This is a genomic window from Colwellia sp. SU-HH00943, from assembly GCF_057546125.1.
Genome location: NZ_BAAJLW010000005.1, coordinates 1 through 21,788 on the forward strand (window position 1 = coordinate 1; position 21,788 = coordinate 21,788).

A 21,788-nucleotide genomic window follows, 5' to 3' on the forward strand; every position below is an offset into this window, starting at 1 on the left:
GGCATATTGCATGGATAGGCTCTTAACTCCTTTTGCAAATTTAGTTTTCCTCGTGTTTGTGGTAATTCATGTGAGTACATATTTTGAACTAGATTTCGCAGTTACAAACGGCTTAATGCCAAAGCTTCACGGGACCGCAATATTGGTTGCGGGTGTTTTTATATTTTTGGCAAAAAGAGTTATCTCAAGCAGCGAGGAGTTTTTTAAGCTTGGTGGTGAAAATGCACCAATATTGCTAGGAGGGCTATTCTTTCCTGTAATGCCATATATATTAATGAATTTTTTCTTATGTATAGCATTACTTGAAGGTGGTAATCCCAAAATTATTAATGGCGCATATTTCCTAGTTCAAAAAGGTACAGTTATCCGAGAAGTTGATTATGCTGGTTATAATCAACTGTTAAGTTATCAATTGAGGCTGTTTACTGGACATTGGGTTCTTATTGGTTGGGCAGCTTTACTTTGCGCCAAACTGATAAAATCGGCTCAGTATAAAAATGCCTAACAAGTCATTAAAGCAGGACAAAAAACAGTTGGTTTTTGCTCGTGCCTCGGTTATTTTAACCAACTATTTTATTGCCTCTGAGTTAGGCGTTATACAAAATTATAGGATTCGCATGAAAATTTATGTTGGTTTAGCCTTATGCTTATTTACTTTGAGTGCTGTTGCCAGTAAAAAAGCTATCACGGAAGAAGGTGATGTTGTCATTCTAAAAGATGATGGAACTTGGGTATATGAAAATGGAAAAGCTGAAGAGGATATTCAACTTGAAATGAACCCATTAACTTTTTCAAAAGATCCAAGCTCAAATTTTATGCTTAAAAGCACTAAGACAAATTCTGCTTTTTGGATAAACCCTAAAAAATGGAAGTTCAAGAAGAATGATAATGGTCATGAATCAGCAGAGTATACTTTTAATATTAAAGGCTCCGATTTATATGGCATGGTTATATCAGAACAATGGGAAATGGATCTCGAGGAATTAGTAAAGCTTGCTGTAGATAATGCTAAAGGGGCTGCACCTGATTTAAGAGTTACTAAACAAGAATATAGAATGGTTAATGGCAAAAAAGTTATATACATGGAAATGGAAGGTACAATACAAAGTCTCAAGTTTACTTATTTAGGGTATTACTATTCAGACAAGTCAGGTGCTACTCAGTACCTTACATATACTGGTTCAAATCTTGTTAGTAAATATAGAAATGATATTGATAATTTTTTGAATGGATTTGATATTCAGCAGTAGTTTTGTATAACAAGCTGTTCAAGACGGGACTGCTAAAGCTTGGCTCAGTTCCACTTCGTTACACAGTTTAGCCAAGCATTATCAGCCCCTTAATGAGGCGTTAGCATTACTATGGAGTTCTACAAAAAATGAAAAGTATAATTTTACTTTTATCACTTACGGTTTCTTTTAATCTTTTTGCTGCTGATTATCAGCAAGAAATTAATAAATTTTTTGAATTATATAAAAAAGATAAAATAGATCAGGCAGTTGATTCGATTTACAGTTCAAATGAATATGTATCTGCAATTCCAGATCAAATTAAAAATGTTAAAACACAGCTTAAAGCTCTAAAAGGGTTAGTTGGTAATGTTCATCATATTGGTCAATTAGATACGTTTTTGGTTGGTGAGTCATTTGTATATGTTACATACCTGGCTACTTACGATAGACTGCCTGTACGTTACGAATTTCAATTTTTCAAAGTGAAAGAAGGTTGGAGAATTTATTCATTTTCATTTGATGACGATTTATCTGAAATACAGCGTCAAGCAAGAAAAGCCGCTTGGTCTGCAAAAAAGTAATGCTAACAAACAAATAAACTAGTACTAATAACAGTTGGCTTTTGCTCCTGCGTCGCTTATTTTAGCCAAGATATTATTTGACCGTTAATGGGGCGTTATGTGCTTAAAGGAGCCCAATATGAAGTATTCACTATTAATTTTACTACTGTTCATACAGTCTTGTGCCACTTCTATGTCTCCATCCACCTTTATCAATGAATTTCCTAAAGTTACACAAAGCACATACATTACAGAAACTAGTGCTGAAAACTGTAAGTTGTTAGTTGCAAACAGAAAGTATGTCGCTCCTATAGGTTTTACAGTCCACGGTGATGTTAGTAATGGGGCAAAAGGTGTTGATGAATGGGTTGTTGCAGATAAAGGGGATTCTTATACCGTAAATAATTTTGAGTGGATTTCAGTTGGTGATCAGGGTAAAACTCAATTAATAATTCACTTCAATACTTTAAGTTGTAAATAATTACGATTAATCAGCACATAACAAGGCAGTTAAACTGAAAACGCTTGGTTTTTGCTCCTTCGTCGCTTATTTTAACCAACTATTTTTAGCCTCTTAATAGGCGTTAGGTGCAAAAGGAGTTGTGGTGAAATCTAAAATTATTTTTTCATTATTCATTTTAAGTGTTTTTGTATTAGGGGCTCTAAGTGGCTTCTATTTTGGTATGGTTGGTGCTACAGGCTCTTATAGCAGTCAATTATATTCTGGTGCTCAGGAGATGAGGCTTGCCTTGATAAATATTCAACAAAACGACATTGATAAAGCAAAAGCAACGCTATGTCGTTCAATTGAAACTAGATTAAAAATCTTAGAACTTGCAACACCTATTCTGCATAAACGTAAAAAAATGGAAGTAAGTGAATTACAACAAGCTTTACTTTATAGAGATATCGAGCAAAACCAAGGTGAAATAGTGGCAATTTGCACCCAACAAGCAAATTAATCAGGGAAAATAACAGTTGGTTTTTGTTCCTGTGTCGCTTATTTTATCAACTATTTTAATGCCTCTTAATGAGGTGTTATTTTTTTAAATAGAATGGAGTCATATTTAAAATGGGTTATAAAAATCAATGCCCCAATTGCAAAAACTTTATTGAGAAAAAGTTAAAATTAAAGCTATTAAAAAATACTGAAATACGATGCCCGTATTGTGCAAAAGATTTACGAATTAGTGAGTCAAGAGCGTTCTTGGTTACAGCACCTTTGTTTGCAGCTTTTGCTTTCGGCTTGCACAAATATACAGACTTGAGTAACGAATTGGCGTTAGTCGCTATTTTGATTTTTGTAGCAGCATCCTATTATCCTAGTCGGAGTATTGAAATACTCTTAACTAAACTAGAGCTAACTAAAGATTAGGTTAGGTGTAATAAAAATATTACAAGGCAATTAAGCACGGATTAAAAAAGCTTGGTTTAGTTCGTGCTTCATTAATTTTAGCCAAGTTTTTTAGCCCCTTATTTGGGTGGTAGGTGTTTAGAGGGGGGGGCTCAGTGAAAAAGTCTGTTATATTTGGAACATTAGCTTATACATTTGTTACGTTTCCTTTAGCTGTTATTTGGCACGTAATATTATTTAAAGATAAGTACACTGCATTTGGTTATTTTGATGGAGAACCTAGTTTGATTTTAGGGTTTGCCACTATAATTATTCAGGGGTTTGTACTTTCCTTTTTATATTCTTATGTTAACTTTTCAGCTGCTGGAGTTACCCGAGGTTTAAAATACTCGGCTTTGTTGGGTATGTTTTTTTGGACATCACATGTATTAGCTCTGGTAGCTAAACAATCCATGTTAAACCCTATTACGTTCATGTTAATGGAAAGTGTTTATTTAATAATACAGTTCGGTATTTACGGTTGCTGTATTGGGTTAATATTCAAAAAAATACAGCGCTAACAATAGCTTGTTAGGTGTTTTATTTATTTTAGTGTATTCTGATGGCTTGGAGGAGTTATGTTGATTTCAATTGTTCTCGTTTCAATCTGGGTTTTTCTAATGTTTCGCTCAGGTTTGGCTGAATATAGATATTATCAATCGGTGAAAACACTTGAACCTAAAATTTGGGAGCAACTAGGATCACCTAAATACCTAAAAATTCCAATAGCATTTGTATCATCAAAAGGTTCAAAGTTATTACGTAGCACTTCTAATAAAACAGTGCGTGAGTTGGCGAATAAGCATAGGCAAGCAGGCATTCAATTTTTGTCGTATGTCGCGTTAGTTTTAGTTGCAGGTATAGTGTTTTTTAAAGTCGCCTAATAATCTGTTTCGTAAGGATAAAATTCAGTTGGTTTTTGTTCCTGCGTCGCTTATTTTAGCCAGCATATTATTTGCCTCTTAACGAGGTGTCAGGTTATTTGAGTATGGGAATTCGAAATGAAAAAATACGGATTTAATATCGCAAGAGGACTAATCGTCCTTGTTTTGATAGTAGGTGGCGCTGCCAAATTGGCCGGCGTTCCTGAGCTTCACGAAAGTTTTTATATTCTTGGGTTGCCTGAATGGTTTGGTTACTTCATTGGCGCTTGTGAAATCGCAGGTGTCATAGGGTTGTTCATCAGACCTCTCTGTGCTATTTCAGCTGTTGGTATCGCTATTATCATGGTTGGAGGAGTGTATTTTCACGTCAAGTATACACCTGTCGTCGAAGGAATTCCTGCATTTGTCATATTAGCCCTCAGTGTTTTTGTCTTTTTAAAAACAAAATCGCAAATACTCAAATTCAGTAAAACCCAACAAGAAACTTAAGCGGGACTGTCAACAGTTTGCTCGGTTTAGTTTCGCAACACATTGTAGCAAACTATTAATTAGTCCCTTCTTTGGGCGTTATAAGTACAAGGATAGTTAAGAGTATGTGGGAAAATTTAAGTAAAACTCAAAAGTTTATATTTATTGCGATAATGTGTTGTGTCGCTCCTTTTGCTCCAGAATTTATTTTGATGGCAGATATTGGTGGTATAGAGCTAGTCTTTAGCTTTTTGGTTTTATACTGCAAACCAATGCTACTTCGTATTCAATCGGCTATTCAGCGGGTAAAGTTTGAAGTTAACATTTGCACTTCTGCACTCAAAAGTAGCTCAATATTTCAGACTAAAGTATATTTTACCCAAGCATTATTCTATACAAGCGCGTTTGTTGTTTCTGGTTCCATACTTTACGCATCAGTATTCTTTTTACCTGCATTTATGCTAAATGGCGTTTTGGTGTAATGTACTGATAACAAGTTTTTAAACAATGACAAAACAAATTGAAATGGAAGGGAGCTTCGAGTCTCTTTAGCCACTTTGAAACGTTAGGTTTCAAATAAGCCTCTAGAGAAAGAAAAAAACCTATGTATCTCTTAACAAGCTACATAGGGTTCTCAATGAATGGTGCCGACCGTCGGAGTCGAACTGTCGACCTACTAATTACAAGGTACTGACGCTAAAGGGTTAAAGTCACTGTTTATGCACTATAACTACATGAATAATCTCTTGAAATACAATAATAGCCCTAGCTGTTCATAGTCTGATTCGTGTGATTATTGATTTTGTTTTGACAGCATCTGGTGTTTAGGAAAAATAACTTCATCTGTATCAAAGCCTAAATCTTTCGACATACTTAAAAACTTATCTACTACAGCTTTATCTGGGTTAGAGCTTCTTGACAATAACCATAGATATGAAGTGTTTGGTCCAGCAACAAAAGCGTATTGATATTGTTCATCTAATTCAAATATCACATAAGATCCATAAAAGGGGCCAAAGAAAGATACTTTTAAAAAGCCTATATCGGTTGTTTCGACAAATTTAGCTTTACCAATGGCTTTACTCCAAGTTTGTTCTTCAGTTGAAAAACCTCTATTGATAACTTTTACATGCCCCTCTGGCATTAATTGATATTCTGCGGTTACTTCGTCTAACCCTTTTTCAAATGAATGGTCAAGGCGGGCAATTTCATACCACTTTCCTAGGTATTTACTGAGGTTAAAATTCTCTACAGGTTTAACGCCTTCAGGCACCGTTGTACAGGCGGACAATAAAGAAAATAAAATAGCGATAAAAGTTACTTTAAACATAATTTTTAACATAGCCACCTCATTTGCGAGCAACTAAATGCACGGTACTGGTTGATCGTTCTAGAAATGCACCTTCGCAATAAGCAAAATAATAAAGCCACAGACGTTTAAACGCTTCATCGTAGCCAAAGCTAGTTAACTCCGACCAAGAATCTAAAAAGGCTGTTCGCCAATCAGCGAGTGTTTTTGCGTAATCTAAACCTATGTCCTCAATAGTTTCTACCACTAAGTCAGAGTGTTTAGTTAAATGATCAGATAACACTGAGATTGAAGGAAGAAAGCCTCCTGGGAAAATATAGCGCTGAATAAAGTCAACATTGTTTTTATAGTAATCAAAACGTTGGTCGACAATGGTGATTGATTGAATTAACAGTTTTCCACCTGGCTTTAAGCAGCGATTACACACCTCAAAAAAGCTAGGTAAATACTCATAGCCAACAGCTTCGATCATTTCAATAGACACTAATTTATCAAATTGCCCTTTAAGATCACGGTAATCGTTTTTTAATAAGGTAATTTGCTGTTCTAACCCATTGGCTTTTACTTTAGCTTGGGCAAACTCATATTGCGCATCTGAAATGGTTGTTGTGGTGACTTTACAACCATAGTGCTTGGCTGCATAAATCGCTAAACCGCCCCAGCCCGTGCCAATCTCTAGTAAATGATCATCTTCTGTTAAGGCTAATCGTTCGCAAATTGTTTTTAATTTATGCTGTTGTGCCTCAGCTAATGTTGCTTCAGGTGATGGGTAAATGGCCGAAGAATACATCATACTGTCATCAAGAAAACGGGTGTATAGCTCATTACCTAAATCATAATGTGCAAGAATATTGCGTTTAGAACCTGTCTGGTTATTTCGGTTTTGCCAATGAAAAAACTGATTCTTAAGTTTGTTTAACCAAGCGCCTTTTTTTTCTAATTGGTCGGTTTGTTGCTGGGCTTTTGCAAATATACGGATAACCGATGTGAGGTCTGGACTGGTCCATTTTCCTTCTATAAATGACTCTGCTGCACCAATACTGCCACCACGAACAAAGTCTTTATAGACACTACTATCATTAATGATAATTTTTCCGTTTACCTTAGCTGTATTTGGGGTGTTAGGAAAGAAACGGTGCTGCTTGCCTTCTACCACTTCTAATACGCCATAACTAATTTTTGAAAATAGTGAGAAAACCAAATTTCGACAGTGACCCTCAAACCAATTCATTCTATTTTTTATGTTGATAGGTGCAATGTTTTCCATGTTTAACTCCGCTTTTTATCTGCTAAGGTTTGGTAACCAATAAAAGGAATGCGCTTAATAACTAACGTTAATGCTTGCCAATAAATACTGGTGACTATTTTCACTGTCATCACAGGTAAACTACACCATGTTTTGAAAATATTTTTTGCTGTTAATGGTTTAGGCTGCATCGCTAAGCCAGCTTCAAAAACTTTGTTCATATCACCATGCGTATTATGGTTTTCTATTTTAATAAGCAATTTATTATTTAGCTCTGGTGGTTTTACCCGCCAGTGGTAACGCATATTTAAGTCCATAAAGGGAGATACTTGGAATTCTTTTTCGCTGACATCTTTTTTTGTTATATCGACTAAATAATAATGTCTTTCATGCCATGGGGTATTACTTACCTCTACCAACATTTGTTCACAGTCATTATTTGTGTTGTAACAAAAATAAAAATTCGCGGGGCTAAAGTAAACTCCAAAGCACCTTACTTGCGCTAGCATGGTGATGCGAGATATCTCTGCATTACCTTTAAGCTGTTGAACTTTATTTGTTATACGAGCAAATAATGGTTTAGGTTCACTTTTATGATAATTTTTTGTCTTGCTGTTTTGTCCTGCCTTTAAGTAATCCTTTGCGTTGAACCAAAGTGGTTTAAAACATGAGAAACCAAACACTCCCGTTGCACCTTGTTTTTTATCCATTTGCTCAACATCTAAGGACAACATAAATAACCGATAATTGAAGCTGTGAACTGTCGGTGTAAATCTACGGTGATAAATATTACCGGTATATATTTGATTAATCGGTGTATTACTCATAGAGTTCGCCGTTAGCCTAGTCTTTAGTTGCGACGTTTAGGGCGCAGCCAAAACGTTTGGCTACTTCAATAGCACTTTTTACGCCATCTTCATGAAAACCGTTATGCCAATAGGCGCCAGCAAAGTGAGTTTTTCGTTGACCACAAATTAAATTGCGCAGTTTTTGCGCTCGACATGACTGTAATGAGAAAACAGGGTGATGGTAAGTAAACTCTTTTAAAATTTTATCGGGATCAATTGCTTGTTTTTGGTTTAAGGTTACGCAAAAAGTGTGCTTTGACTGAATGCCTTGCAGAATATTCATGTTGTAAGTGACACTAGCGTCAGCGTCGCGGTTATCACTTAATTGATAATTCCAACTTGCCCAAGCTTTTTTTCGTTTAGGCAACATTTCAATATCAGTATGTAGTACGACTGAGTTAGCTTTATACGGCATCGCAGACAGCACGTTTCTTTCATTGTCACTTGCATCAGATAAAAGCGCTAGTGCTTGATCTGAATGACAAGCAATAACAACTTCATCAAAATACTGCTCAGGATCATCATCAAAGTTGATAGTGATACCTTCTGTAGTTCTTGTAATATTTTTAATGTTGGCGTTTAAATGAATGTTTTTTGCAAAAGGCATACTCAATGGAGTTAAATAGCTGCGTGAGCCGTTTGGAATAACATACCATTGCGGTCTGTCTTTGATATTGAGTAAGCCATGGTTATAGAAAAACTTGACAAAAAATTGAAATTCAAAAGCTTCCATTTGCGCTAATGAGCTTGACCAAATTGCCGCGCCCATTGGTAAAATATAATGCTCAGCAAAAAATGCACTAAAGCAATGAATGGATAAAAACTCTCCTAGAGTTAATTCTGCTTGGTAGGTATTTTGCTGGTAAGTTTCTTTACATAGTTTGTTAAAACGTAAAATATCTTTGATCAGCAACCAAAACTTAGGTCTGAAGACATTGCGTCTTTGTGCGAATAAAGAATTAAGGTTATGGCCATTATATTCTAGACCGGTTTTACTATTATGAACTGAAAAACTCATTTCAGTTTTTTGTTTATCAATACCAATTTCACCTAGTAAAGCTAAAAAGTTAGGGTAGGTTTTATTATTAAAAACAATGAATCCGGTATCAATAGCATAATTTTGTTGTTCTATAGACACATCAACGGTAGCAGTATGGCCACCAAGTGTTGAGTTTTTTTCAAAAACAGTAACATGGTGCTTTTTTGACAATAGATAAGCAGCGGTTAATCCTGAAATGCCTGATCCTATAATGGCTATTTTTTTCATGTGTTTAATCCCTTGCTCAGTAGCAACCTACTAAAAGATTGCGGTAAAAAAGCTAACAGCTTTAACAATAAAGTTAAGCGCTTTGGAAAATGTAGATAATGCTTTCTTCGTTTAATACCTTGATAAATTCTTTCTGCTGCTTGCTCTGCCGTAAGTAAAAATGGCATGGAAAAGTTATTTTTTTCGGTTAATGGTGTTTTTATAAAACCAGGATGAATAAGACAAACATCAATATGCTCACTCACTAAATCTATCCTTAAACTATTGGCCAAATAGTCTACCCCTGCTTTTGATGCTCCGTATGCTTCTGCCCGAGCAAAGGGTAAAATAGTCGCGCTAGAACTCACTAAAGCTAATTGTCCACCAGCAATGACCTTAGGTAAAAAACACTCTAATAAAGCTCCCATGGAAAGCAAGTTAGTATTCATCACTTCTCTAAAGCTTTTACCATCAAATTGCTTAGCGTTATTAATATAAAGACAAGTACCAGCATTAAGAATAAGTATATCAATATAAACTATTTGCTTAGCTGCCATTTTAATAGCACTAATATCGTTAACATCAAAAACTAAATGCATTGCAGCATCAGGGGTTAGTTGTGCTAGTTTTTCTTTGTTTCGTCCACAGGTGACCACTTGATAACCTAACTTTTTATAATGTAAGTATAAAGCCAGACCAATGCCTGATGTAGCGCCCGTGATGAGTACGACTTTACCTTGAGCATTTAAGCCGAACTTATTCATGCTTACTTGCTCTGCGCTTGATAAAAGCAATTAATTTTCCAACAAACGGAATGTGCTCATAAAGCATCGCGCCAACATCAACAAAGTCTTTGTGATAAATAATTTTATCGTCAATCCCTTGGATTTGAGAACTGCCAGACACTTCAATTTCAAAACCTTTGTTTAACTTAGGGTGGCAAAATTTCATTTGCCAATAAATGGCTGCTTGGTTGCCCTCATGTATCACCTGAACGATGGTGAAATCACAACTGACAAGATTGCTATAAAGGTTTTCGAAATAAGCTTTTAACTTGTCTATTCCATTTAATGAATGTATAGGATCAATAAAGATAATGTCATGGTGATACAATTTGTCCAATAAGTGAAGATTATCTACCGACAACTGGCTGTAGATATCAATAAAGTTATCTAACCAAGGTGGTTGCTGCTTATCTTTATTCACAATGCTTAATTGAGCACTCATAAATTTCCTTTATTGTTTCTTTCAATTGATTGATAAAACGCTATCGCTTTAATTCTAGCTGTAGCATGTTCAACAATAGCTGGCCAATAAATATCTAGTTGATGTTTCTCTAGGTATTTGTGAGGAAAATGTATTTCTTTATCTGGCACAGCGCTTAACTCTGGTAAATATATACGAATGAATTTTCCATAAGGATCAAACTTTTCACTTTGTCTGATAGGATTAAATACTCGAAAGTACGGTTGAGCATCACAACCGGTACTGGCAGACCATTGCCAGCCGCCATTATTAGCGGCTAAGTCGCCATCAATAAGCTGCTCCATAAAATATCGCTCACCCCAACGCCAATCTATTAAAAGATGTTTAGTGAGAAAGCTTGCCGTTAACATCCTAAGTCGATTATGCATCCAGCCCGTGGTATTGAGTTGTTTCATGGCTGCATCAATAATTGGGTAACCGGTTCGCCCTTGTTTCCATGCCTCAAAGTGTTTGGGATTATTAGGCCAATGAACCTGCTGGTATTTTTCTTTGAAGCATTGGTGTTTTGATAGCGCGGGGCGGTGAAATAATAAATGGCGATAAAATTCTCGCCATATAACCTCATTGAGCCAAATGAAGTTATCGCTATCACTGGCCAGTAATAGGTCAGGCCAATGGTTAAGCAGAAGTCTTAATACATATCTAGGGCTAATTACACCAGCAGCTAAGTAAGGAGATATTCCCGAAGTTCCTTTTATGCTCGGAATGTCTCTTTGATCTTTATAATATTTATGTTTGTGATTAATAAATTGAGTTAGCACCTCTTGCTCAAATTCGTCAGCAAGCGGCCAGTTTATTGAAGAGGGGGCTTTTACTTCATTATCACTACTGCTTTTAGAGGGTATATCAACATTATCATCGGTTTGAACTTTGCCTAAATATTCAAAACTATTGCTTTGCACATACTTTAGCCAAGCGCGTTTAAAGGGAGTAAACACTTTAAACATAGTATTAGATTTAGTGAGTATTTTTCCTTTTGGCACTATAACGTCAGATTCAAAGAGGGTAACATTAACGCCATGTTCACTAAGCGCTTTGTCTCGTTGTTGTTCGTTATATTCAAGTTCAGCGTTGGCAACGACTTCTGATATTGCGTGTTGATGGCAATACTCTTTTATGTATTTCGTTTGCTGCTTAAAGGTATCGACATGAACAATATCGAGCTTAATACCTATACGGGCGAGTTCTTTAATCAGGGAATAAGCATGTCTTAAGATAAAGTCTATTTTTATTTCTGACCAATGATGTTGTCGCCATTGAGCTTTTGAAACAAAGAAAATAGCCTTACCGACATCTTCAGATTTTTTATGGTTTAAAAAGTAGTGTAAGGCTGGGTTATCGTGGGTTCTTAAATCATTTCTGAGCCAAAGTAACACTGATATTCCTTAAAGTTTACATAGAAAAGTGTCTAGTATGCGTACCTGAGTTTTAACTGTTCAGGGTAAGGCGATAAATAAGACTGTTTCGCTAAATAAATTTTTGGGTATTGTAAAAGGTAATGTTTGAGCAAGGTCAGCGGTGCCATTAACGGAATCAAGCCTAAACGATAATCATGTATTTGCTGTGTTAACTCTTTACGTTCATTGTATTGAAGGTGTTTAGAGAAGTAGCCTTGAATATGCGCTAAAGTATTAGCATGTTTTTTTCTTGTTGCTAGTGTTTTAAGCGCTTGCATTAAACCGCTAATATATTGTTCTGCCATCGGCTTTAATGCTATATCTGCGCGAGCTAATAATCGTCCTAATTGTTTGTAAGCAATTAAATCGTGACTCATTACGGTATACTTATATTGGCTATGAAAACTGATGAGTTTATGTTTAGTTAGGCCTGATTCATTTAACTGTTGCCAATGTTTGTATGCATATACGCGAGCAATAAAGTTTTCCCTGATCAATGGATCATTGAGTCGTCCGTTTTCTTCACAAGGTAATGAAGGATTTTCTGTCATGATTTCTTTGGCAAAAGCTCCTACACCATTAGCCTTTAAGGCATTGCCTTCAGGGCTATAAACTTTTACACGCTCCATGCCACAAGTCGGGCTTTTCGCACAAAAGATATAACCACTAAGGTTTTTAGTTAAACCAGCCACTTTTTTTCCATAAGCTGCTAGGGCTTGAGTAACATCGCCACTGCCATCGGGTCTCGATACAGTGATCAAGTCGTTTTGCTTAATTTGTCTGATAGTTTTTCTTGGTACGGGTAAACCTATTGCCACCTCAGGGCAAAAGCTTTTAAAGGTCGCATGCTGAGAAAGCTCATTAATACAGAATTTTGAAGGCTTATTACTGGCGTCAAAGCGTACTTTTTCACCAACTAAACACGCACTAATACCTATGTGTAAATCTTTCTTATCAACGTTAAGGATCATGAGGATCTCCTAATTTCATTTAGTAAATAAATGAACCTATTGGATTAAGTAACTTATTTATTCCCTGGGTAAAATGCAATGCATCGTTTGCTACGGTGTAACATAAGCAACCTTCAGGTGAAATTGGATGATGCTGATGGTCACCATTTAACATGATGAAATCCCCTTTTACATATTGACCGTTTTCGTCTTCAAAAGAACCGTCTAGTAATAACGTTAATTCAAATCCTTTGTGTGTATGCTCAGGTACACCGCCTCCAGGTTGAATGTGCAATAAACTGGTGTGAATTTCATTTTCATCAAGTTGAATACGTGCTCGAGATAATTTACCTATGTGCGATGTTTTACCAAAATTCATGTTATGAAGTACAGCAGGTATAACGTAGGATTGCTTGTTAAACTCTATACGCTTTTCTGTTTTAACATCCGTTTCTGTTAAGGCGTTAGATGCGGTTATATCATCAATCATTTGATCAAAATTGATTACTGGCATGTTCTCAATATCGTCATTAGAATCAATAATAAAACGGTCAAGAAAAGCTTCTTCAAATTCGAAGCTATTTTCTGCAACTTGCTCGGTTAGTTGTGCAATTTGACGTTGGCAAGTCGGGCACATGTCAGCGTGAATAGCTATTCCTGCTGATAAGGATGCTGGCAATTCGCCATCAACGAATGACTTGAGTAACTCAAAAGTAGGGTGATGTTTAATCATGCTCTTCTCCTAACTGCACTTTGAGTTTAGCGAGTGCTAAGCGCAACCTAGATTTAATAGTGCCTAAAGGTAAATTTAATTTAGTCGCTAATTGTTCTTGGGACATTTCCATCAAGTAAAAACCTTTTACTACTTCCTTTTGTGCTTCTGGAAGGGTATCAATAACGCTGAGTAAGTTATCTTGAGCAAGATGATCTTCATAGTTGTCAGTCTCACTAACCATGCTTTCGGCAATCGGCCAGATATCATCACTTAAGTTATCTTCTTTGTTCCCTTTAATTTTACGTAACATATCAAAGGTTACATTACGCATTACTGTATAAACCCAGGTGGTAGCAGCACCTTTATCAGCATTGAAAAGGTGTGCTTTACGCCAAACATTACTCATGGTTTCTTGAACCACTTCATTAGCTTGTGCTTCGTTAGGGAATTTACCACGAGCTATCCGTAAAATTTTAGGTGCAAAAAACTTGAACAATACCGTGAAGGCTTGTTTATCTCTGCTTTGTGCGACAGCTTTAAGTTTTAGACAAAGCTGGGAATGATCTATTTCGTTAGACATCTTAATAGATTTAGCATTTGTCTGTGTGCATAGCAAATTAGTTTGCATCGCTGTAAATACCGATTAGTCATCATTTAATTACCTATACGCTGGTAATCAATAAAAGATCACTCAACAGGAAAATTATTTATAAATAACTGAATTAATAAAATCTTTTGCCTGAGAAAAGTCATTTAATTTAACAAATTGGCTTTTTATTTTTAAACCCACAGGTAAAAGTTCTAGCCACCTTGCTATTACCCAATGACTGTTGTTTAGCGCTCTGTGCTGGTATAGGTGATTTAACAAGGTGTTATTATTAATTATATCGTTAAGGGCTGAACTCAGCTCAGATGGCGACAAAAATTCATCCTCGCCTTTATCAGCCCAATGAGAAAGAGCGGTTGCTTGCGCGAAGACTAAGTCACTTTGATCAAGCTGAATGTTTGATAGTTTAACGAGTGTAAAGCAATGCACGTCTATTTCTAGTATGCCATCTTCCCCTTGATTAAAGTCTTGTATCTTTACCAGGCTGCCCCAGTTATTACTATCAATATTGAAAGATTTTGAGATGAGTTGAATAACAAACAGTTGATGAGATGAAATCATGCTCAACATTTTTAGGTATTTAGTTTCAAAAATCCTTAACCTTATCTTACCTTCGGGCAAAATAAATACTGATAACGGAAAGACTGGCAGAGTTAAGTTTTTTAATTCATGTTCAATGAAATTTTTCATATTAGTTCATACGAAGTAAAATGCTTAGGCGATCAAATAAATGTGATTTTTAGTAATAAAAAAGCCCCTGTATAGAGTGTTCAGGGGCAAAGCGTTGCACAGCTAAAGGTCATAATTACTCTAAAATTACCGTGTCAATGACGTGAATAATGCCGTTGCTCGTTATTATTTCGGTAACCGTTACATTCGCACCACCAATCATTAAGGTGCCATTTTTAGTATCGACAGAGACAGCTATTTTACTACCCGATGCAGTGGTGAGTGACTTACCGTTCGCAGCATAAGCATCAATCGTTGAAATAGCACTATCGCTAACCACATGTGTTAGTAACACATTGGTTAATGCTGAAGTGTCTGCTAATAATGCAGCTAGGGCATCAGCATCAATTTTATCAAAAGCAGCATTAGTGGGAGCGAATACTGTAAAAGTTGCGCTTTCATCAGCCAATGTAGACACTAAGTCAGCCGCAGTTAAGGCAGTTACTAAGGTTGAAAAATTATCAGAGTCATCGACTGCTACTTCTACAATGGTTTTTGAAGACATATCAATTGATGTAGGAGGTAAGATAACAGTATCAACAACATGAATGACGCCGTTAGTTGCCATCACATCTGCAGCACTCACTTTTGCGCCATTAGCAAACAGCATGCTATCAACAAATGATAATGCGATTGAGCTTCCTGATGCTGTGTTGGTCATATTATCTGCTGTTTGTGCTAATGAAATAACTGTATCAGACATGACTTTACCTGGTAGTACATGATATAAAAGAATGTCTGATAACTGTTCTGTGGTTAAACTTTCTAAGCTACCTTCTACAAGTTTTGAAAATGCATCATCGGTTGGTGCGAATACCGTATAATTATTATCAAGATCACCCAGTACACTATCTAAACCTGTTGTAACAAGTGCTGATGCAAGTTTTGTAAAATTACCATTATCAACCGCTACTTCCACTAAACTCATATGTGCAGGGATTTCTACTTCACCTACAATCACTGCATCAATCACGTGAATAATGCCATTGGTGGTATAGATATCTTTGATGACAATATTAGCACCTCCAAAAGTTAACTTATCTGTCATGGTATTAATCACTAGGGGTTGCATAGCTGTTGATGCTGTTTCAACAGAAGTTCCGTTTAAGGTATAAGCAGTAACCGAATCAACGGCTGCATCAGAAACGACATGTTGTAAAAGAATGCTAGATAACACGTCAGGATTAGTTAATAGTGTATTCATGGTTTTTTCATCAATTAATGCAAACGCATCATCTGTAGGAGCAAACACGGTGAAATCAGTGCTTTCATCAGCTAATACCGCATCTAAATTAGTTGCCTGTAAAGCACTAACTAAGGTAGTAAAACTGCCATTGGCAATGGCTGTTTCAACAATATTCATTGTTGGCTCAATCATTTCTTCTGGAGGCAATAACACCGCATCTATGACATGAATAATGCCGTTGGAAGTAACTATATCAGTGTCAGTTACAGCCACCGTATTGACCAATAAGCTATCGTTTGCCAGTGACAAGCCTATCTCATCACCACTGACCATTTCGACTTTCGTACCGGCTAGCGAGATCGCTGTACTTGCTGGAATCTCACCGCTAGCAACGTGGTAGGTTAAAATATCTGTCAATGTTTCTGTATCAGCTAACAAAGCATCAATGGTTTCTTGTCCAAGTAAGGAAAATGCTTCGTCTGTTGGAGCAAAAACAGTAAATTTTTGACTGGTATCGGCGAGCGTTACATCTAACCCGGTAGCCTGCATTGCGGCTACTAGTGTGGTAAAGTTCCCTGTAGAAACGGCTGTATCTGCTATCGTCATAGTGGACATAGGTTCATCAGCAACTTCCACAGTTTTATCATTGTCATCATTACACGCTTGCAATAACACGACACTTGCTAAAGTTATGCATAACAGTCTGAATTTATTCACGGGTGTACCCCTCAATTTTAATTAATTTTCATTATTACTTACGACGGTAAAAATCATTTTGATCACTTTTTATATTGAAAATAAATATAATAATTTTTGTGATCTTAAATTGAATATTTATCGTATAAATATGGTTGTAAATTTAAAAAGAGTTTATAAAACAACAGCTAACGGCTTTACTTCTTAGGGTGGTAACTTTACAAATAAGTTAACACCCTAAGTTGCTCTAGTGATATGAGGTTGAATCTGAGCGTTCTAAGAGAAAGTAATAAAGTAGAGTAAGGAGGTGAAAACGAGAAGGAGCTTACTTCCTTAACCTTGGCAATGTTGATCAGGTATGGATTTGTCGAAAAATAAGGTGATGTCGGCAACGGTTACGCCAAACTTTTTCATTTTAGTTTTATTTACCACACGATCACTATCAAGCTGGTACATCCAATCATCTAGATGAAGTACATAAACATCATCATCCACAGGTACTTGTAAACTATACTGCCAATGAAAGGCAAAACCGGCATGTTGGCCACTAGCAGTGCCAATAACATCTTCAGCTGTGCCTTGATAAACGCCATTTGCTAATTTGACAAGTTGCCAGTTGCGGTAAGTGATTTCACCATCGTCAAAATAGAATTTTTCAGCAAGTAATCCTTCATCACCTTGCCAACTCCCTTGAATTTCGACACAAAAACGTCGAGTAACTTGGCCGGAATAATTTTGCACCATACCCCAAGCAACGACAGGCCCGGTAAAGTAAGCCTTAATATCAAATGGTGTATCTACCTTGTTATATTGTTTAATATCAGTTGAGCAGGCATAAAGAAAACCCATCGCTATCGTTGTGAAAATGATCTTAATAAGTTTATTCATTACTCTTCTCTCCTAATAATTGTGAGCGTAACGAAGGTTCACTGGTACTTTCATGTAGCCAAATATTGACAAATAGCTGACCGAAAATTTCATCATGAATTGCGCCGATATACTGGCTATTAAAGTAAAAAATACTTTTATCTTTTTGCATTAATAAAGCTAAACTATCTCCCTTCTTAATGTTTGGCCAAATAGCTGTTAAGGTTTCAATATATTGTTGATAGACTTTTTTTGACACGCCTTGATGTTGCCATTGTTCAATTGTTCGTGTGATTAAGTCTTCATTGGAAATATCAGCTAGGTAAACAATTTGAAATATCAGTTCATCGTTATCAACAGATATAGGATACTTCCCCGATGTTGTTTTTAATTGGCTCTGATACAAATCCCAAAATAAAATTGAAAAAGTCGCGCTACCTGTCGTGATAAATTGTTTAGTAGCCATTACTGATTTAAGATTAGTTTTACTTGCAAAGATTGCCTGTGATTTTAGCGATGTATTAGGTGTACACCAACCAAATGAATTAATAGAAAAGAATAAAATAACACTTAAAAGGGGCTTAAACATAACAAAATTCCTTGTCAAAAAAGTAAGATTTCAACGAGAAAAATAGAATCATAAGTGATCCCCAAATAATAGAAAGAATGACGAAAGTAGTCGTTACGTTTAAACCAAACGATACCGCATTCATCTCGTTACCTGCTATGTAACTTAAAGGGGCAAGCAGTGCACCAATAATACCTTGAAATAACTTTGACTCTTGTAAGAACTTCAAGCTATGACAAAGTGTTGAGGCAAAACAAAACCACAAAGTAATTAACCAAAATGGCATGAATTTCCCTTCTGGGAAAACAAAAATACCTAAATACTGCAACATAGAGTCAACCATTATCCCAATAATCGTTACAGTACAAATTAGGTAAAATTCCTTAATTCTAGTCTTAGATACAAAATAGAAGTGTAGGAGCAACATTAATAATGCAACAGGGATAAAAAAGTTGCCCCAATAAACTAGTCCAAACCAAGCGATATCAAAGCCAATAAGATTAATAATAAACACGATGTTCACCGTAAATAACAGAGTCTTTATAACTAATACGCAGCAAAAGCCGTTTGGGTTTAATATATAGGTGTGAAATATCAAAGAAATTAACTCAAAGGTTAATTGGTAACAGATTTAAGTTGTAGGTGTAATCTTAGTGATTTATTTTAAAAGGTATCAGTAATGACATTATCAGAAATAAAACCAAGAAAACTAACTGTGAAAGCAAATTAAACCAATAACAATCATTAATACTAAAGCAGATGAAACAGACAATAATTAACTAAACTTTTTCTATAAAAAATTATTAATATTTACTTAAGTAAATATGTTGAGAAATAACACCTGTTTTATCTGCTATTCACTGGTTAAGTTAAATCAACTACAGCCCAAACCAATAGCTATCACTGGTGCTAATACCCCGTTCGTATATTTACACCATCAACTAATTTACCCTAATAAAATTCACTCGCAGTTTTAGCGGCCTATGCATCAACCTATGTACCCTAAGCAACGGATTAAATCCTTTTACCCCTAGAAACACCTGAAAAATCATTATGAAAAGTTAGATTTACCCTAATACCCAATTCGCACTAATTGGGTTTATTCAAAATAGGGTTTATTTTGTGCCTATCAATAACACGAAATAAATATTAAACAGGTGTGTAAGTCACGAATATTGTGGGGTAGATAAAATATTGGTGTAAGTGAAATTGATTAAGAATTTAATCAAGCGATAGATACAAAAAAGCCCTAACCGAAGTTAGGGCTTGAATGAATGGTGCCGACTGCCGGAGTCGAACTGGCGACCTACTGATTACAAGTCAGTTGCTCTACCAACTGAGCTAAGTCGGCACACAAAACTGTGTGCAGTATATCAATAGTTAATTAACATACTTTGGCACCGAAATAGTGATTTTATTAAATAAATAATAGCACCATTTCTTTAAATGGTGCCCCGACCCGGAATTGAACCAGGGACACGAGGATTTTCAATCCTCTGCTCTACCAACTGAGCTATCGGGGCATTTCTTTTCGAAGCGTTTTTGCTGCCTCGTTAAGACGGGCGCTATTAGACTGTTTTTAACTTTGTTCGTCAACTATTTTTTTTACTATTTTGAAAAAAAGAGTTTGTTTGCTGTTTTATTATCCTTATTGCGGTTTATTTAACAGTTATTGCTATCTGTTTTGATATAACCGGTTTTTGATGTGGGATATGTAAATGGTTACCTAATACCAGTTGTAAGGTATGTTTTCCTGGGGGGAGTGTTAATTCTGTTTCAGTTTGACCACCACCAAAGTGTTTTATTTTATCTGTCGCGGGTAAAGGTGCGTGCATATCAGGTAACTTATCGGTATCAATGAGTATGTGATGATGACCGGTATTGTCTTTTTTTATCCCTGCTGGCGCAACTCCCATGCCGCTTAAGCCAAATTTTACGGTAAATGTACTGGGCACAGTTTGACAATCGGTAGGGCTAATAAAATACACGCTTGCATTCTCTGGTGATGCTGAAACATGTTCGTGGCTCAATGCCACGTTACTTAGCGCCGCAGCACTTAACGTTGCTAAAGTAAGAGCTAGTGAAAATAATGTGTTTTTCATAAATTATCCTTAATTTTTACAGTATGTTATGCCGATGGTGGTACATAGCCTTCAATATCAGGCTCTTTGCCTTCAAATAAGTAAGCGAGCATTGCGTCTTCTAAAAAAGCGCGATCGTCAACATTCATCATATTCATTTTCTTTTCATTGATGAGCATGGTTTGTTTTTTCTGCCAATTTCCCCAAGCTTCTTTAGAAATATTATCAAAAATACGTTTACCTACTTCTCCGGGGTAAAGTTGAAAGCTTAATCCTTCGGCGTCTTTTTTTAAGTTTTGACAAAATACTGTGCGACTCATAATGTTTCTCAATAATTCTAGTTAAATATGTTTTAGTAGGTTAATTAGTTTTTGGGTAGATGCTGCTAAACCAACATTTTCCTCTATCGATAAATCATACCATTTTTGCGGCCGTTGTTCGTTTATTTCTGCCTTTATTTCGCAGTTAGGTGTTGCTTGGCAATGAACAACAATAGGTTCAATATCTAAATGAAAATGACTAAATGTGTGCCTAAATGCGCAGAGTGCTTCCCTTGACTGCTCTTGCAAGTTTAGGCTAGCTAATAATGCATCAATTTGATGGTGTTTTTCTACTTCATAAAAACACCATAACCCACCCCATATTCCTGCGGGAGGGCGCTTTTCCATAAGCACTTGGCTTGAACCTTCAGTGATTATTTTAGGGATAATCATAATGGTGTTTTTTTCGGGGATTTTTTTCTTCGGCTTTTTTTGTGGGTAGTTGGTTTGCTCGTTACTGGCAAAAGCTAAACAAGTTTCTTTTAACGGGCAACTTTCACATTTAGGTTTGCTTCTTGTGCAAACCGTTGCGCCTAAATCCATCATGGCTTGGTTGAAGCTTGCTGTTTCTACAGCAGGAGTGAGTTGCTCCGATAGTTGCCATAAGGCTTTATCAAAAGCCGATAAACCATTATACCCGGGGACTAAATAACACCTAGCCAGAACACGCTTTACGTTACCATCTAAGATCGGTTGATGTTGATTGAGGGCTAATGACAAAATAGCACCGGCAGTTGAGCGGCCAATACCTGGTAGGGCAATAACTTGTTCAATGTCTTCAGGAAAAATACTGTTGTGCTGTTCGACTATTAGTTTTGCCGCTTTATGTAAATTTCGCGCTCTGGCGTAATAACCCAAACCTGTCCAGTGATGTAAAACATTATCTTCTTCAGCAAGGGCTAATGCTTCAATGGTTGGAAAGCTTTCCATAAACCTTTGGTAATAAGGTATAACTGTAGCCACCTGCGTTTGTTGTAGCATTATTTCTGAAATCCACACTCGGTAAGGGGTTTTATTTTGCTGCCAAGGTAGGTGTTTTCTGCCTTGTTGATGATACCAAGTCACTACTTGTTCGCCAAAGCGGTTTGCTGAGTTAGTTGAAATTTGAGTATTAATGGGAGTCAAGCTTATTGAAATTTTTGGTTAGTGTAACGAAAAGTTTAGCTACGCTCAAAAAATAGTTTTGCTTTAGCTTATAAGTGTTTATATTGGTTTTAATC

27 protein-coding genes and 2 tRNA genes are annotated in these 21,788 nt (G+C 36.2%); 9 read left to right on the forward strand and 20 right to left on the reverse strand.

The window, feature by feature from the left end; genetic code table 11:
- The 9 genes from AC27GZ_RS13855 to AC27GZ_RS13895 form a co-directional block, all read left to right on the forward strand.
- Positions 1–505 (forward strand): hypothetical protein (locus AC27GZ_RS13855; protein WP_487095863.1); only part of this gene is annotated, 505 nt, incomplete at its 5' end.
- Entirely contained in the window at positions 498–1,250 is a 753-nt protein-coding gene (locus AC27GZ_RS13860; RefSeq protein WP_487095865.1) for a hypothetical protein, read from the forward strand. The genes AC27GZ_RS13855 and AC27GZ_RS13860, both read left to right, overlap by 8 nt.
- 128 nt (positions 1,251–1,378) lie before the next feature.
- Entirely contained in the window at positions 1,379–1,813 is a 435-nt protein-coding gene (locus AC27GZ_RS13865) for a hypothetical protein (RefSeq protein WP_487095867.1), read from the forward strand.
- Between the two features lie 118 nt (positions 1,814–1,931).
- Positions 1,932–2,273 (forward strand): hypothetical protein, encoded by a 342-nt coding sequence (locus AC27GZ_RS13870; RefSeq protein ID WP_487095868.1) that lies wholly within the window; start codon positions 1,932–1,934, stop codon positions 2,271–2,273.
- 124 nt (positions 2,274–2,397) lie between these two features.
- Positions 2,398–2,754 carry a hypothetical protein gene (locus AC27GZ_RS13875; RefSeq protein WP_487095869.1) on the forward strand — a complete coding sequence of 119 codons (357 nt, stop codon included), beginning with the start codon at positions 2,398–2,400 and terminating at the stop codon, positions 2,752–2,754.
- 547 nt (positions 2,755–3,301) lie between these two features.
- Positions 3,302–3,706, forward strand: a complete 405-nt coding sequence (locus AC27GZ_RS13880; RefSeq protein WP_487095870.1) for a hypothetical protein — start codon at positions 3,302–3,304, stop codon at positions 3,704–3,706.
- Between the two features lie 57 nt (positions 3,707–3,763).
- Complete coding sequence (locus AC27GZ_RS13885) at positions 3,764–4,069, forward strand: hypothetical protein (protein ID WP_487095871.1); 306 nt, start codon at positions 3,764–3,766, stop codon at positions 4,067–4,069.
- Positions 4,070–4,186: 117 nt separating this feature from the next.
- Entirely contained in the window at positions 4,187–4,558 is a 372-nt protein-coding gene (locus tag AC27GZ_RS13890) for a DoxX family protein (protein ID WP_487095872.1), read from the forward strand.
- A gap of 104 nt (positions 4,559–4,662) precedes the next feature.
- Entirely contained in the window at positions 4,663–5,019 is a 357-nt protein-coding gene (locus tag AC27GZ_RS13895; protein WP_487095874.1) for a hypothetical protein, read from the forward strand.
- A 311-nt stretch (positions 5,020–5,330) separates the two neighbouring features.
- On the opposite strand, the gene AC27GZ_RS13900 is transcribed toward AC27GZ_RS13895, so the two are convergent.
- From AC27GZ_RS13900 to mutY, 20 genes are all read right to left on the reverse strand, one after another.
- Positions 5,331–5,867, reverse strand: a complete 537-nt coding sequence (locus AC27GZ_RS13900; protein ID WP_487095876.1) for a lipocalin family protein — start codon at positions 5,865–5,867, stop codon at positions 5,331–5,333.
- 19 nt (positions 5,868–5,886) lie between these two features.
- A complete protein-coding gene (locus AC27GZ_RS13905) occupies positions 5,887–7,113 on the reverse strand; it encodes a class I SAM-dependent methyltransferase (RefSeq protein WP_487095877.1) in 1,227 nt (408 codons plus the stop codon).
- 2 nt (positions 7,114–7,115) lie between these two features.
- Positions 7,116–7,919 (reverse strand): DUF1365 domain-containing protein, encoded by an 804-nt coding sequence (locus AC27GZ_RS13910; protein ID WP_487095879.1) that lies wholly within the window; start codon positions 7,917–7,919, stop codon positions 7,116–7,118.
- 16 nt (positions 7,920–7,935) lie between these two features.
- The gene (locus tag AC27GZ_RS13915; protein WP_487095881.1) at positions 7,936–9,207 is read right to left on the reverse strand and encodes an NAD(P)/FAD-dependent oxidoreductase; all 1,272 of its coding nucleotides are present in this window, start codon (positions 9,205–9,207) and stop codon (positions 7,936–7,938) included.
- Positions 9,204–9,950 carry an SDR family NAD(P)-dependent oxidoreductase gene (locus AC27GZ_RS13920; protein ID WP_487095883.1) on the reverse strand — a complete coding sequence of 249 codons (747 nt, stop codon included), beginning with the start codon at positions 9,948–9,950 and terminating at the stop codon, positions 9,204–9,206. Before AC27GZ_RS13920 ends, AC27GZ_RS13915 begins: the two co-directional genes overlap by 4 nt.
- Positions 9,943–10,413 (reverse strand): nuclear transport factor 2 family protein, encoded by a 471-nt coding sequence (locus tag AC27GZ_RS13925; protein WP_487095884.1) that lies wholly within the window; start codon positions 10,411–10,413, stop codon positions 9,943–9,945. The genes AC27GZ_RS13920 and AC27GZ_RS13925 overlap by 8 nt, the downstream gene beginning before the upstream one ends.
- Positions 10,410–11,834: a deoxyribodipyrimidine photo-lyase gene (gene phrB, locus AC27GZ_RS13930; protein ID WP_487096176.1), complete on the reverse strand. Its 1,425-nt coding sequence runs from the start codon at positions 11,832–11,834 to the stop codon at positions 10,410–10,412. The genes AC27GZ_RS13925 and phrB overlap by 4 nt, the downstream gene beginning before the upstream one ends.
- A gap of 26 nt (positions 11,835–11,860) precedes the next feature.
- Positions 11,861–12,820 (reverse strand): YbgA family protein, encoded by a 960-nt coding sequence (locus AC27GZ_RS13935; protein WP_487095886.1) that lies wholly within the window; start codon positions 12,818–12,820, stop codon positions 11,861–11,863.
- Between the two features lie 19 nt (positions 12,821–12,839).
- A complete protein-coding gene (locus tag AC27GZ_RS13940; protein ID WP_487095887.1) occupies positions 12,840–13,532 on the reverse strand; it encodes a ChrR family anti-sigma-E factor in 693 nt (230 codons plus the stop codon).
- The gene (locus tag AC27GZ_RS13945; protein ID WP_487095888.1) at positions 13,525–14,094 is read right to left on the reverse strand and encodes a sigma-70 family RNA polymerase sigma factor; all 570 of its coding nucleotides are present in this window, start codon (positions 14,092–14,094) and stop codon (positions 13,525–13,527) included. The genes AC27GZ_RS13940 and AC27GZ_RS13945 overlap by 8 nt, the downstream gene beginning before the upstream one ends.
- 123 nt (positions 14,095–14,217) lie before the next feature.
- Positions 14,218–14,811 (reverse strand): LON peptidase substrate-binding domain-containing protein, encoded by a 594-nt coding sequence (locus AC27GZ_RS13950; protein ID WP_487095889.1) that lies wholly within the window; start codon positions 14,809–14,811, stop codon positions 14,218–14,220.
- A 115-nt stretch (positions 14,812–14,926) separates the two neighbouring features.
- The gene (locus tag AC27GZ_RS13955) at positions 14,927–16,753 is read right to left on the reverse strand and encodes a fasciclin domain-containing protein (RefSeq protein ID WP_487095890.1); all 1,827 of its coding nucleotides are present in this window, start codon (positions 16,751–16,753) and stop codon (positions 14,927–14,929) included.
- A 312-nt stretch (positions 16,754–17,065) separates the two neighbouring features.
- Positions 17,066–17,620 carry a DUF3833 domain-containing protein gene (locus tag AC27GZ_RS13960; protein ID WP_487095891.1) on the reverse strand — a complete coding sequence of 185 codons (555 nt, stop codon included), beginning with the start codon at positions 17,618–17,620 and terminating at the stop codon, positions 17,066–17,068.
- Positions 17,613–18,188 carry a chalcone isomerase family protein gene (locus AC27GZ_RS13965; protein WP_487095892.1) on the reverse strand — a complete coding sequence of 192 codons (576 nt, stop codon included), beginning with the start codon at positions 18,186–18,188 and terminating at the stop codon, positions 17,613–17,615. The genes AC27GZ_RS13960 and AC27GZ_RS13965 overlap by 8 nt, the downstream gene beginning before the upstream one ends.
- Positions 18,181–18,681 carry a DUF2878 domain-containing protein gene (locus AC27GZ_RS13970; RefSeq protein ID WP_487095894.1) on the reverse strand — a complete coding sequence of 167 codons (501 nt, stop codon included), beginning with the start codon at positions 18,679–18,681 and terminating at the stop codon, positions 18,181–18,183. The genes AC27GZ_RS13965 and AC27GZ_RS13970 overlap by 8 nt, the downstream gene beginning before the upstream one ends.
- A 761-nt stretch (positions 18,682–19,442) precedes the next feature.
- A tRNA-Thr gene (locus tag AC27GZ_RS13975) sits at positions 19,443–19,518 on the reverse strand.
- A 96-nt stretch (positions 19,519–19,614) separates the two neighbouring features.
- Positions 19,615–19,690, reverse strand: a tRNA-Phe gene (locus AC27GZ_RS13980).
- Positions 19,691–19,825: 135 nt separating this feature from the next.
- Positions 19,826–20,269, reverse strand: a complete 444-nt coding sequence (locus AC27GZ_RS13985; RefSeq protein WP_487095895.1) for a DUF4399 domain-containing protein — start codon at positions 20,267–20,269, stop codon at positions 19,826–19,828.
- 26 nt (positions 20,270–20,295) lie between these two features.
- Positions 20,296–20,568 carry an oxidative damage protection protein gene (locus tag AC27GZ_RS13990; protein WP_487095897.1) on the reverse strand — a complete coding sequence of 91 codons (273 nt, stop codon included), beginning with the start codon at positions 20,566–20,568 and terminating at the stop codon, positions 20,296–20,298.
- 21 nt (positions 20,569–20,589) lie between these two features.
- Positions 20,590–21,693, reverse strand: coding sequence for an A/G-specific adenine glycosylase (gene mutY / locus AC27GZ_RS13995; RefSeq protein ID WP_487095898.1), 1,104 nt, complete (start codon positions 21,691–21,693; stop codon positions 20,590–20,592).
- Between the last annotated feature and the right edge of the window lie 95 nt (positions 21,694–21,788).

What these genes read in the sequence shown, in the direction of transcription:
- AC27GZ_RS13900 (WP_487095876.1), bottom strand. Translation starts at nt 5,867, where the DNA reads ATGTTTAAAGTAACTTTTATCGCTATTTTATTTTCTTTATTGTCCGCC.
- AC27GZ_RS13990 (WP_487095897.1), bottom strand. Translation starts at nt 20,568, where the DNA reads ATGAGTCGCACAGTATTTTGTCAAAACTTAAAAAAAGACGCCGAAGGA.
- AC27GZ_RS13865 (WP_487095867.1), top strand. Translation starts at nt 1,379, where the DNA reads ATGAAAAGTATAATTTTACTTTTATCACTTACGGTTTCTTTTAATCTT.
- AC27GZ_RS13890 (WP_487095872.1), top strand. Translation starts at nt 4,187, where the DNA reads ATGAAAAAATACGGATTTAATATCGCAAGAGGACTAATCGTCCTTGTT.
- AC27GZ_RS13910 (WP_487095879.1), bottom strand. Translation starts at nt 7,919, where the DNA reads ATGAGTAATACACCGATTAATCAAATATATACCGGTAATATTTATCAC.
- AC27GZ_RS13885 (WP_487095871.1), top strand. Translation starts at nt 3,764, where the DNA reads ATGTTGATTTCAATTGTTCTCGTTTCAATCTGGGTTTTTCTAATGTTT.
- AC27GZ_RS13935 (WP_487095886.1), bottom strand. Translation starts at nt 12,820, where the DNA reads ATGATCCTTAACGTTGATAAGAAAGATTTACACATAGGTATTAGTGCG.
- AC27GZ_RS13940 (WP_487095887.1), bottom strand. Translation starts at nt 13,532, where the DNA reads ATGATTAAACATCACCCTACTTTTGAGTTACTCAAGTCATTCGTTGAT.
- AC27GZ_RS13925 (WP_487095884.1), bottom strand. Translation starts at nt 10,413, where the DNA reads ATGAGTGCTCAATTAAGCATTGTGAATAAAGATAAGCAGCAACCACCT.
- AC27GZ_RS13920 (WP_487095883.1), bottom strand. Translation starts at nt 9,950, where the DNA reads ATGAATAAGTTCGGCTTAAATGCTCAAGGTAAAGTCGTACTCATCACG.
- AC27GZ_RS13870 (WP_487095868.1), top strand. Translation starts at nt 1,932, where the DNA reads ATGAAGTATTCACTATTAATTTTACTACTGTTCATACAGTCTTGTGCC.
- AC27GZ_RS13895 (WP_487095874.1), top strand. Translation starts at nt 4,663, where the DNA reads ATGTGGGAAAATTTAAGTAAAACTCAAAAGTTTATATTTATTGCGATA.
- AC27GZ_RS13985 (WP_487095895.1), bottom strand. Translation starts at nt 20,269, where the DNA reads ATGAAAAACACATTATTTTCACTAGCTCTTACTTTAGCAACGTTAAGT.
- AC27GZ_RS13860 (WP_487095865.1), top strand. Translation starts at nt 498, where the DNA reads ATGCCTAACAAGTCATTAAAGCAGGACAAAAAACAGTTGGTTTTTGCT.
- AC27GZ_RS13960 (WP_487095891.1), bottom strand. Translation starts at nt 17,620, where the DNA reads ATGAATAAACTTATTAAGATCATTTTCACAACGATAGCGATGGGTTTT.
- AC27GZ_RS13905 (WP_487095877.1), bottom strand. Translation starts at nt 7,113, where the DNA reads ATGGAAAACATTGCACCTATCAACATAAAAAATAGAATGAATTGGTTT.
- AC27GZ_RS13915 (WP_487095881.1), bottom strand. Translation starts at nt 9,207, where the DNA reads ATGAAAAAAATAGCCATTATAGGATCAGGCATTTCAGGATTAACCGCT.
- AC27GZ_RS13945 (WP_487095888.1), bottom strand. Translation starts at nt 14,094, where the DNA reads ATGTCTAACGAAATAGATCATTCCCAGCTTTGTCTAAAACTTAAAGCT.
- AC27GZ_RS13950 (WP_487095889.1), bottom strand. Translation starts at nt 14,811, where the DNA reads ATGAAAAATTTCATTGAACATGAATTAAAAAACTTAACTCTGCCAGTC.
- AC27GZ_RS13965 (WP_487095892.1), bottom strand. Translation starts at nt 18,188, where the DNA reads ATGTTTAAGCCCCTTTTAAGTGTTATTTTATTCTTTTCTATTAATTCA.